The organism is Actinomycetospora sp., from assembly GCF_036497585.1.
In the GTDB taxonomy this organism is placed as follows: Bacteria; Actinomycetota; Actinomycetes; order Mycobacteriales; family Pseudonocardiaceae; genus Actinomycetospora.
Window position 1 is genome coordinate 1 of the sequence record NZ_DASXJD010000119.1, and the last position, 10,473, is coordinate 10,473.

Consider the following 10,473-nt stretch of genomic DNA (forward strand, 5'->3'; position numbering starts at 1 on the left):
CTTCTCCAGCAGCGGGAGCAGGTCCTTCACCGACGAGATCTTCGAGGCCATGAGCAGGATGTAGGGGTCGTCCAGCTCCGCCTCCATCCTGTCCTGGTCGGTGACGAAGTAGGGCGAGATGTAGCCCTTGTCGAAGCGCATACCCTCAGTGAGCTCGAGCTCGAGCCCGAAGGTCTGCGACTCCTCGACGGTGATGACGCCTTCCTTGCCGACCTTGTCCATCGCCTCGGCGATGAGCTCGCCGATCTGCGCGTCGCCGGCCGAGATCGACGCCGTAGCGGCGATCTGCTCCTTGGTCTCGACCTCCTTCGCCGACTTCAGGAGCTGCTGCGACACCGCCTCGGTGGCCTTCTCGATGCCCTTCTTGAGCGACATCGGGTTGGCGCCGGCGGCGACGTTGCGCAGGCCCTCGCGGACCAGCGCCTGGGCGAGGACGGTCGCGGTGGTCGTACCGTCACCGGCGACGTCGTCGGTCTTCTTGGCGACCTCCTTGACGAGCTCGGCCCCGATCTTCTCCCACGGGTCCTCGAGCTCGATCTCCTTCGCGATCGAGACGCCGTCGTTGGTGATCGTGGGGGCTCCCCACTTCTTCTCCAGGACGACGTTCCGGCCGCGCGGGCCGAGGGTCACCTTGACGGCGTCCGCGAGGCTGTTCATGCCCCGCTCGAGGCCGCGACGGGCCTCCTCGTCGAACGCGATCATCTTGGCCATGCTGGGTGGTCCTCCGATGAGAGACACGTAACTCGGCCAGGCTCGGTGCCCGCGACGGACGACCGGCTCCGTTCCGCCGGCCTCACCGTCCCGACCTGGCACTCGAACATAGCGAGTGCCAATCGCGAGTCTGGCACTCGGGTGGGGTGAGTGCAAGCGACTCAGGGGCGCCCGGACCGGTCGGGTCAGGCCAGCGCGAGGACCAGCACGACGACGACCACGACGACGACCGCCCCCGCGACGGCGAGGGCCACCACCGATACCCGCGGACCGGGGGCCCGGCCGAACGCGCCCAGATCGGCGGGCGCCGCCGGGGCCTGCACCCGACGGGGCGGTGGGCCGGTGGCAGTCGACGGACGGAGCGGTCCCGCCGGCCCAGTCGCGCCGCGAGGGGAGGATCCGGCCGCTCTGTCCGCGCCAAGGCTCCCCTCGTGCGGACGCGGGCCGAGCGGAACCGGCCCCGTCGCCGGCCTCGCCGGCCCGACGGCACCGCGAGGGGCGGAGCGGGTCGCTCCACCCGCACCAGGACTCCCCTCGCGCGGCCGCAGCGGCCCGGGACGACGGGCGAGCGCCGCCCGCGCCGCCGCCACCAGCTCGTGGGCGCTGCCCGGGCGGGCGGCCGGGTCGGTGGCCAGGGCGCGACGGATGAGGTCGTCCACCTCGCGACCCAGCGGCGGCGCCCCCGCCGCGGCCGCCCCGAGGACCGCCGTCGCCGCCGGGACCCGGCCGGCGAGGTGCGCGTCGATGACCTCGGTGACGGTGCCCCGGTAGGGCGCACGGCCGGTGAGGCAGGTGAACAGCACGCACCCGAGCGAGTAGAGGTCGGTCCGCGCCGCGACCGGTTCGCCGCGCAGGTGCTCGGGCGCGGCATAGGTCGGCGAACCGAGGAAGTCCCCCGCGTGGGTGCGGTGGCCGGTCGCGCCGCGGTGGGTCAGGCCGAAGTCGGCGAGGTAGGCGTGCTCGCTCCCGCCCCGGCCCTCGACCAGCACGTTGGCCGGCTTGACGTCGAGGTGCACGAGGCCGTGGGCGTGCACCGCGTCGAGCGCGTCGGCCACCTGGTCGAGCAGGCGCAGCGCCCGCTCCGGGGCGAGGGGCCGGCCCCCGATGAGCGAGGCGAGGTCGCGGCCGTCGACGAACCGCATCGCGATGTAGAGCCGGTCCTCACCCCCGGGGCCGGGTGCGTGGTCGACGTCGTAGAGCGGCACCACGTGGGGGTGGTCGACGGCGGAGGTGTTGCGGGCCTCCTCGAGGAAGCGGGCGCGGAACTCGTCGTCGCCGGCGAGCGCGGGGTCGATGACCTTGAGCGCGACGCGGCGGTCGAGCCGGGTGTCGGTGGCGCGGTAGACGGTGCTCATGCCACCGCGGCCGATCACCGACTCCACCCGGAACCGGCCGAGCGAGCTGCCGCCGAGGTCCTCCTCCGTGCGCGTCGGGGTGGCCGAGCGGGGGCCCGGCGGCACTCCATCCGACGGGGGGACCGACACGGCGCCGAGGGTAGTCGCCGGGCCCCGTCACCCGGGTCCGCTCGGGTCCCGGCGTGCCCGGCCGGGCACGATGGCGCCGTGGGCGACGACGCACGGGCACGGGAGCACGGCCGGGACCACCGCGGACAGGGCCACGGGCACGCCGGCCACGACCACGGGGACCCCGCCGCGATGCGCCCGGTCGAGGAGCACGCGGCGGCCGTCGCGGCGCTCGTCGCCCCGACCGGTCCCGAGACCGTCGGGCTCGCCGAGGCGCGGGACCGGGTGCTGGCCACCGACCTCACCTCGCCGATCGCGCTCCCGCCGTTCGTGAACTCGGCGATGGACGGCTACGCGGTGCGCGCCGCGGACCTCGGGCGGCTCCCCGCGACGCTGCCCGTGCCCGAGGACGTCCCGGCCGGCCGCGTCGACGGTCCGCCGCTCGCGCCGGGCACCGCGCATCGGATCATGACCGGCGCTCCGCTGCCCGAGGGCGCGGACGCCGTCGTGCAGGTGGAGTGGACCGACGGCGGGCTGCCCGGCGCGACGGTCACCGTCGAGAAGGCCGTCGAGGCCGGGCAGAGCGTCCGAGGCGCCGGCGACGACGTCGTCGCAGGCCAGACCGTGCTCACGGCCGGCACGGTGCTGGGGCCGGCGCAGATCGGGCTGGCCGCGGCGGTCGGCGCGGCCGAGCTCGTCGTGCACCGGCGCCCGCGGGTGCTGGTGCTCTCCACCGGCTCGGAGCTCGTCGCCCCCGGAGAGCCGCTGCGGCACGGCCAGATCCACGAGTCCAACGGGCCGATGCTCGCCGCGGCCGTCGACGACGCGGGCGGGCAGGCGCGGCTGCTTCGCTTCGTGCCCGACGACGTCGACGAGTTCCTCGCGACCCTCGATGCCGCGCTCGACGAGCCGACCGACCTCCTCGTCACCTCCGGCGGGGTGAGTGCCGGGGCGTACGAGGTGGTCAAGGACGCCTTCGCCACCCGGGGCGTCGCGTTCACCAAGGTCGCGATGCAGCCCGGCATGCCGCAGGGCGCGGGGCGCTACGAGCACGCCGGGCACGCGGTCCCCGTCGTCACCCTCCCCGGCAACCCGGTGAGCTCGCTGGTGTCCTTCGAGGTGTTCGTCCGCCCGGTGCTGCGCGCCGCGGCGGGGCACCCGCGGCCCGGCCGCGCCCGGGTGACCGCACGGGTCTCGGAGGACCTGCGCTCCCCGGCGGGCCGCCGGCAGTTCCGGCGGGGCCGACTCGACGCGGTCACGGGCACCGTGGTCCCGGTCGGGGGTGCCGGATCACACCTGCTGGCCTCGCTCGCCCAGGCGGACTGCCTCTTCGTCGTCGGCGAGGACGTCACCGAGGTGGCGGCGGGCACCGAGGTGGAGGTCTGGCTCCTCGATCCGCTGCCGTGATCCACTGAACCGTTCTCGCCGCCCTCGGGATGCACGTGGACGAGCCGTCGAGCCGCCGTGCGAGTGCTCTTGCTGGGCCGTCCGAGCGAATCGCCCTTGGGATCCCGAGGAAGATCGGGCACCATCTGTGAGAACTCTCATGGCGCACGCGCCGGTGAGTTCGACCGGGGTAGTCCGATGCGCGATCGAGTGACGATCGTCGTCGACCAACCGCTTGTCGCTGGGGAGCGGACGAGCGGTTCTCGGCCGGGGTCGCCGTCTCGGGGGATGGCGGCCCCGGCCCCTCGCCCCGGATCCCGGGCCCCACACCGGACGCGCCGCGCCGCGGTTCCGCCGCGTCCTCCGGGTGCGCCGCCCGATAGGTTCGCCCTGTCCGCACCTCGACCGAGGGATCCCCATACCGATGGTCGCGTCCGACCGCTCCCCCGCCCCGGCGCCGGGTGACCCCAGCGCCACCGCCCGAGAGCGCCTGCCCGCGCCGCGGCGCCACCCCGTCCTCCACGCGGTCGACCTCGTCCGCGAGACGCTCCCCCCGCTGCACCCCGGCGGCCGGCCGGTCATCGGCGCCGTCGCCGCCGGCGCCCTCGCGCTCCGCGCCGCCCGCGGACGCGGCACCGTCGGCGCCGCGCTGACCACCGCCGCCGTCGCCGCCTTCTTCCGCGCCCCCCGGCGCACCACCCCGCGCCGCGCCGGCATCGCCGTCGCCCCCGCCGACGGCACCGTCAGCGTCGTCGGTGACGCCGAGGCGCCGCCCGAGCTCGTCGCCAAGGGCTTCCCTTCCGGGCCGCGCCCGCGGGTCAGCACCTTCCTGTCGGTCTACGACGTGCACGTCCAGCGCGTCCCCACCGACGGCCAGGTCCTCGCCGTCGAGCACCGGCCCGGGACCTACGTCTCGGCCGATCTGCCCGAGGCAAGCGAGGGCAACGCCCGCACCTCGCTGTGGCTGCGCGACACCGAGGGCCGCGACCTCGCCGTCGTGCAGATCGCGGGCCTGCTCGCGCGCCGCATCGTGTGCGACGCCGCGGCCGGTGACGAGGTGGCCGCGGGCGAGACCTACGGGCTCATCCGCTTCGGCTCCCGGGTCGACCTGCTGCTCCCGCCGGGATCGGCCATCGGCGTCGAGATCGGGCAGCGAACGGTCGGGGCCGAGACCGTCCTCGCGACCCTCCCGGACGCCGCGACGCTTCCCCCGGGGGCACCCGGTGACGGAGGCTGAGCGGGTGCCCGCGTCGACCGCGCCGGGCGTCCGCCTCCTGCCGAACGCCGTCACCGTGCTCGCGCTGTGCGCGGGGCTCTCCGGCGTGCAGTTCATGGTCACCGGCAACCACATCGCCGCGATCGCCTGCGTCGCCCTGGCCGGTGTCTTCGACGCCCTCGACGGGCGGCTCGCCCGGCTCCTCGACGCGACCAGCCGCATCGGCGCCGAGCTCGACTCGCTCTCGGACTGCGTCTCCTTCGGCGTCTCCCCCGCGCTGATCCTCTTCCTCTGGTCGCTGCACGACCTGCGGATCGGGTGGGTCGTCGCGCTCGTCCTGGTGGTGTCCACCGCGCTGCGGCTGGCGCGCTTCAACACCCTCTCCGACGACGCCGAGGCCCCACCGTTCGCGGGCGAGTTCTTCGTCGGGGTGCCGTCCCCGGCCGGGGCGCTCGTCGCGCTGACGCCGTTGGCGACGGAGCTGCTGCTCGGCCCGGGCTGGTGGTCCTCGCCGGTGACCGTCGCGATCTGGACGGTGCTCTCCGCCGCCCTGATGATCTCCCGGATCCCGACGGCGTCGCTCAAGAGCGTGCGCGTCCCGCCGACGGCCGTGGCGCCGGCGCTCGTCCTGGTGGCGCTGGCGGCCGCCGCGGTCGTCGCCGTGCCGTTCGCGCTCTACCCCGTCGCGATCCTGCTCTATCTGGCCCACATCCCCTACGCCGTCTACCGCTACCGCTGGCTCGAGCGGCACCCCGAGGTCTGGCACGTCCCGCCCCGCCAGCGCCGCGCCGTACGCCGCGCCCACCGCCGCCTCGGCCTGGTGCCGCCCCGTCGACCGCTGCCGCGCCGGGTGGCCGGCGCCGCCGCGCGGGCGGGACGGCGGACCATGAACCGCGACCGGGTCGGTGACCGGACCCCGGGATCCCGGCGGCTGGGCGTGCGCGGATCACGCCGGCGCGGTCAGGGCCGCGGCCCGGAGCGCCGCCCGCAGGACCGCCCGGCCTCCGACCGACCGGGTCCCGACCGGTCGGGACCCGACCGTTCCGGGCCGGACCGGGGCCAGGATCGGCCGTGACCGGGCCCGGGGTCCCGCAGGTCACGTTGACCGCGCAGCTCTCGACGTCGGCCACCGACGCCCGTCGCGGCGTCGTCCGGCTGCACACCGAGGTGCTCGCGGCCCTCGGGCTGGTCGCCTGGGACGCCGTGCGGGTGGTCGGCACCCGCGCGACCGTGGCCCTGGCCGCCCCGGCCACCGGACCGGTCTCCCCCGGCACGGCCACCCTCGACGAGACCGCGATGGTGAACGCCGGGATCGTCGCGGGCACCGCCGTGGCCGTCGAGCCGGTGGAGGTCACGGCCGCCCGCACCCTGACCGTCGCGGGCTCCCGGCTGGCCTCCACCGCGGTGGCGCCCGAGACCGTGCGGCTGGCGCTGACCGGCAAGGTCGTCACCCCCGGGGACACCGTCTCGCTGCTCCCGCAGGACCTCGCCCCGGTGCCCGGCGCCGACGCCGTCGGGACCCGCACCCGGCTCTCGGCCGAGCTCGGCGGCACCTGGACCACCGAGCTCGTCACCGTGGTGGCCGCCGAGCCCGGGACCGGCGCGGCGTTCGTCGTCGGGCCGAGCACCGTCCTGGAGTGGCAGGGCGGCGCGCGCACCGGGTCGGTGGAGCAGGCGGCGTCGTCGGCGGCGTCGTCGCCCTCGGGGTTCTTCGCGGGGGTCCCGACGACGGGTGCCGCGGCGCCGGGCCCGGGGCTCGCGGCCGCGGTCACCGGGGCGACCCCCGCCGCCCCGCCGGCTCCCACCGCGGCCGCCCCGGCCGAGCCGCCCCCGCCCACCGTCAGCGACCTGGTCGGGCACCAGGACGCCGCGCGGCGCCTCGGCGAGTGGCTCGAGCTGGTGTTCCGCCGCCCCGAGCTGCTCACCCGCCTCGGCGCGGCGCCCCGGCTCGGTGTCCTGGTGGTCGGGCCGGAGGGGGTCGGGCGCACCACGCTGGTGCGCTCGGTCGCGGCGGAGGCCGAGGCCCACGTCGTCGTGCTCGACGCGCCCGGCGCCGCCGCGCTCGAGGCGGGGGCCGCGGCAGAGCGGGTCCGGACCGCGTGCCGCCGGGCCCGGGAGGCCGCGTCCGGGCAGGCGCGCGCCGTCCTGCTCGTGCCCGACGTCGAGGCCCTCCTGCCGGCGTCGGACCCGCCGCCGCTGGCGACGGTGGTGCTCGACGAGCTGCGGGCCGTGGTGGCCTCGGAGCGGGTGGCGCTGGTGGCGACCGCGCAGGGCCCCGAGTCGGTCGACCCCCGGCTGCGCGCCCCCGACCTCGTCGACCGCGAGCTCGGCCTGGCCGCCCCCGGCGACCGCGACCGCGCGGAGCTCCTGCGGGTGCTGCTGCGCGAGGTGCCGCTGGGCGGCGACGTCGACCTCGGCGTCATCGGGCTGCGCACCCCCGGCTTCGTCGCCGCCGACCTCGTCGCGCTGCGCCGCGAGGCGGCCGTGCGGGCGGCGCTGCGCGGGCCGGGCGCCGACGACGGCGAGCTGCGGCTGTGCCAGGACGACCTGCTCGGCGCGGTGACCTCGGTGCGCCCGGTGGCGCTGTCGTCGTCGGGGTCGCAGACGCTGCACTCGGGCGGGCTGACGCTCGATGACGTCGGCGACATGACCGAGACCAAGCAGGCCCTCACCGAGACCGTGCTCTGGCCGCTGAGCTACCCCGACTCGTTCGCCCGGCTCGGGGTGGAGCCGCCGCGCGGAGTGCTGCTCTACGGGCCGCCGGGCGGCGGGAAGACCTACCTCATGCGCGCGCTCGCGGGCACCGGGCGGCTCAACGTGTTCGTCGTCAAGGGCGCGGAGCTGCTGGACAAGTACGTCGGCGAGTCCGAGCGCGCGGTCCGCGAGCTGTTCCGGCGGGCGGAGGACGCGGCGCCGGCGCTGGTGTTCCTCGACGAGGTCGACGCGCTGGCTCCGCGGCGGGGCGGGTCGAGCGACGCCGGGGTGGCCGACCGCGTGGTGGCGGCCCTGCTCACCGAGCTCGACGGGGCGACCCCGCTGCGCGACGTCGTCGTGCTCGGCGCGACCAACCGGCCCGAGCTCATCGACCCGGCCCTGCTGCGGCCCGGCCGGCTCGAGCGCCAGATCTACGTGCCGCCCCCGGACGCGCCGGCCCGTGCGGCGATCCTCCGCGCCGCCGCGAAGGCCACCCCGCTGGCGTCCGACGTGGACCTCGACGCGCTCGCCGAGGACCTGGCGGGCTACTCGGCGGCGGACTGCTCGGCGCTGGTCCGCGAGGCGGCCCTCACCGCGATGCGGGCCTCCCTGGACTCGACCGAGGTCACGGCCGCTCAGTTCGCGGCCGCCCGGCAGGTGGTGCGGCCCTCGCTGGATCCGCGTCAGCTGGCCGAGCTGGAGGCGTACGCGTCGCGGGGGTGAGGGCTGCCCCCGCCCGGTTCCCGCCCCTGGTTCCCGCCCCTGTCCTCGCTCCCCGTGGCAGCAACGGCACGATCCTGGCGTCAGATCCCAGGAGGGCGCCGTTCACTCATGCGGCTCGGCCCACCCCTTTGGCATGAACGGCACGATGCTGGCATCCAACGTCAGGACGGCGCCGCTCACCCACGAGCGCGCCCGACCCGCGTCAGGAGCCCTTCTGCGCCGTCTGGCCCCAGTTGTTGGTCGCGATGACGATGACGCCGGGCGAGGCGCCGGCGATCCCGGGGAAGCGCGGCTCGGAGCGCAGGCCGAACGCGGCGGCCGCGGCGTCGGCCGCGCCCTGCTCGGCCGTGCCCGGCCGGTAGTAGGCGGTGCTCACCGGGATGTTGCCCTGCGCGTAGTTGCCGGTCTCGACGACGTCGAAGCCTCGCTGCTTCATCTGATCGCCGGCCTTCTCGGCGAGCCCGACGATCAACGAGTTGTTGTAGACGCGGACCGGGACGCCGGCGTAGGTCGCGGAGCCACCCGAGCCGCCCGAGCCGCCCGAACCGCCGCCACCCGACGCGGATCCGCCCGGACCGCCGCCCGGCACGATCGGCGGGGCCGCAGCGACCGGCGGCAGGGCGCCGACCACTGGCGGGGCCACACCGGCGTTGGGGGCCCCGGGCAGGGCCGCACCCGGCAGCCCCGCCTGACCCGGCACCGGCGCAGCGGGCGCAGCGGGCGCGCCGGGTGCGGCGGCGTTGGGCGCGGCGGGAGCCGACGACGGCGGCAGCGGGGCGACCTGGGACGACGACGTGGGCCCCTCGGCCGCCGGCGGCGCGGGCGCGGCCGAGCTGCCCTGCCCCCCGAGGCTGATCAGGCCCACGACGGCGGCGATCGCTGCCACGCCGAGCAGCGCGACGCCGACGATGCGCAGCCGGGAGGCGCCGGACGACCCGGGACCCGTCATGAACCTGCTCCCCTTCCGATCCCGGCCGGCACGCCCTCACTCACTCGGGCACCGACCTCGTCGGGGATCAGGAGACCACTAGCTCGGCTCCACACCGAGCCGACGCGCCGCACGGGCACGTTGACGTGTCTGACGCAGCCGGCGCAGGCGCTTCACGAGCATCGGGTCGGCCGCGTGTGCCTCCGGACGGTCCACGAGGGCGTTCAGCACCTGGTAGTACCGCGTCGCCGACATGTCGAACAGCTCGCGGATCGCCTGCTCCTTCGCGCCCGCGTACTTCCACCACTGCCGTTCGAAGGCGAGGATCTCCCGGTCGCGGCGGGTCAGGCCGTCGTCCGGTGCCGAGGCGTGCCGCGCGGAGGAGCCGGTGGCCGGCGCCGGGTCGGTCGAAGCTGCTGGAGCGTCCATCACTCTCCTCGGAGAGGCTCGTTCCTCCGGGCGCCCCGGCGCCGAACTCCGGTCGGCGAGAGGTATCCCGTACCCGAATGACACGGGTGTCATTCGGGTACCTCCCATTCAACCACGGCGCTCTGACAACACCGTGGCAACGCACGGCGTCACCACCACCGCGGGCCGCGATCCCGCAGCTCACCTAGGCTGCCCCGCCGTGACCGTCCGCCCGATCGTCATCACCGGAGAGCCCGTCCTGCACGTCCCGACGCAGCCGATCGCGGCCGACGAGTTCGGCTCCCCGGAGCTCAAGACCCTCGTCGACGACCTCTTCGAGACCATGGACGCGGCGCACGGCGTCGGGCTCGCCGCGAACCAGATCGGCGTCGGCCGGCGGGTGTTCGTCTACGACTGCCCCGACCCCGAGCTCGACGGCGAGCGCCGCCGCGGCCTCGTCGTCAACCCGACGCTCGAGACCGGGCCGGTCCCGGAGACCATGCCCGACGAGGACGACGACGCCGAGGGCTGCCTCTCGGTGCCCGGCGAGAACTTCCCGACCGGGCGCGCGGACTGGGCCCGGGTCACCGGGTTCGACGTCGAGGGGGCGCCGCTCGAGGTCTCCGGTGTCGGCTTCTTCGCCCGCTGCCTGCAGCACGAGACCGACCACCTCGACGGCCACGTCTACCTCGACCGGCTCGTCGGACGGAACAAGCGGGCCGCCAAGCGCGCGGTCCGCGACCACGGCTGGGGCGTCCCGGGCCACTCCTGGATGCCCGGCGTCGACCCGGACCCCTTCGGCCACTAGATGAGTGAGTCCGATCGGGATCAGTGGTCGTAGGCGATCAATGAGCGCTTGCTGGGGGCGTTGATCTGCCAGTTGTGCCAGATCGTGGCGGCCAGGGTGAGCAGGCGGGCGGCGACGCGGGCGTAGACCCCCGTGG

General features: G+C 76.1%; 9 protein-coding genes and 1 pseudogene. 5 read left to right on the forward strand and 5 right to left on the reverse strand.

What is annotated here, in order from left to right; genetic code table 11:
- Together groEL and VGH76_RS11755 are read right to left on the reverse strand one after the other, a co-directional pair.
- A partial coding sequence (groEL, locus tag VGH76_RS11750; RefSeq protein WP_331556863.1) for a chaperonin GroEL occupies nucleotides 1-711 on the reverse strand: 711 nt, incomplete at its 3' end.
- Nucleotides 712-896: 185 nt separating this feature from the next.
- Complete coding sequence (locus VGH76_RS11755) at nucleotides 897-2,195, reverse strand: serine/threonine-protein kinase (protein ID WP_331556864.1); 1,299 nt, start codon at nucleotides 2,193-2,195, stop codon at nucleotides 897-899.
- Between the two features lie 171 nt (nucleotides 2,196-2,366).
- Between VGH76_RS11755 and glp the strand changes: the two genes are divergently transcribed.
- From glp to VGH76_RS11775, 4 genes are all read left to right on the forward strand, one after another.
- On the forward strand, nucleotides 2,367-3,581 hold the full coding sequence (glp, locus tag VGH76_RS11760) for a gephyrin-like molybdotransferase Glp (protein WP_331556871.1): 1,215 nt from the start codon (nucleotides 2,367-2,369) through the stop codon (nucleotides 3,579-3,581).
- 403 nt (nucleotides 3,582-3,984) lie between these two features.
- Nucleotides 3,985-4,797, forward strand: coding sequence for a phosphatidylserine decarboxylase (locus tag VGH76_RS11765; RefSeq protein ID WP_331556865.1), 813 nt, complete (start codon nucleotides 3,985-3,987; stop codon nucleotides 4,795-4,797).
- Between the two features lie 4 nt (nucleotides 4,798-4,801).
- Nucleotides 4,802-5,851, forward strand: coding sequence for a phosphatidylcholine/phosphatidylserine synthase (locus VGH76_RS11770; RefSeq protein WP_331556866.1), 1,050 nt, complete (start codon nucleotides 4,802-4,804; stop codon nucleotides 5,849-5,851).
- Nucleotides 5,848-8,193, forward strand: coding sequence for an AAA family ATPase (locus tag VGH76_RS11775; RefSeq protein ID WP_331556867.1), 2,346 nt, complete (start codon nucleotides 5,848-5,850; stop codon nucleotides 8,191-8,193). Before VGH76_RS11770 ends, VGH76_RS11775 begins: the two co-directional genes overlap by 4 nt.
- A 202-nt stretch (nucleotides 8,194-8,395) precedes the next feature.
- Here the strand turns inward: VGH76_RS11775 and VGH76_RS11780 are convergent, their stop codons facing one another.
- On the reverse strand, nucleotides 8,396-9,142 hold the full coding sequence (locus VGH76_RS11780; RefSeq protein WP_331556868.1) for a LytR C-terminal domain-containing protein: 747 nt from the start codon (nucleotides 9,140-9,142) through the stop codon (nucleotides 8,396-8,398).
- 78 nt (nucleotides 9,143-9,220) lie between these two features.
- Nucleotides 9,221-9,550 (reverse strand): DUF3263 domain-containing protein, encoded by a 330-nt coding sequence (locus VGH76_RS11785; protein ID WP_331556869.1) that lies wholly within the window; start codon nucleotides 9,548-9,550, stop codon nucleotides 9,221-9,223.
- Between the two features lie 199 nt (nucleotides 9,551-9,749).
- Here VGH76_RS11785 and VGH76_RS11790 point away from each other — a divergent pair, with 199 nt between their 5' ends.
- Nucleotides 9,750-10,337, forward strand: coding sequence for a peptide deformylase (locus tag VGH76_RS11790; RefSeq protein ID WP_331556870.1), 588 nt, complete (start codon nucleotides 9,750-9,752; stop codon nucleotides 10,335-10,337).
- A gap of 20 nt (nucleotides 10,338-10,357) precedes the next feature.
- On the opposite strand, the pseudogene VGH76_RS11795 reads toward VGH76_RS11790, so the two are convergent.
- Nucleotides 10,358-10,473: pseudogene (locus VGH76_RS11795) on the reverse strand (IS982 family transposase); the annotation flags it as partial.

Coding starts and splice junctions, on each gene's coding strand:
- VGH76_RS11765 (WP_331556865.1), top strand. CDS start 3,985: ATGGTCGCGTCCGACCGCTCCCCCGCCCCGGCGCCGGGTGACCCCAGC.
- VGH76_RS11780 (WP_331556868.1), bottom strand. CDS start 9,142: ATGACGGGTCCCGGGTCGTCCGGCGCCTCCCGGCTGCGCATCGTCGGC.
- VGH76_RS11785 (WP_331556869.1), bottom strand. CDS start 9,550: ATGGACGCTCCAGCAGCTTCGACCGACCCGGCGCCGGCCACCGGCTCC.
- glp (WP_331556871.1), top strand. CDS start 2,367: ATGCGCCCGGTCGAGGAGCACGCGGCGGCCGTCGCGGCGCTCGTCGCC.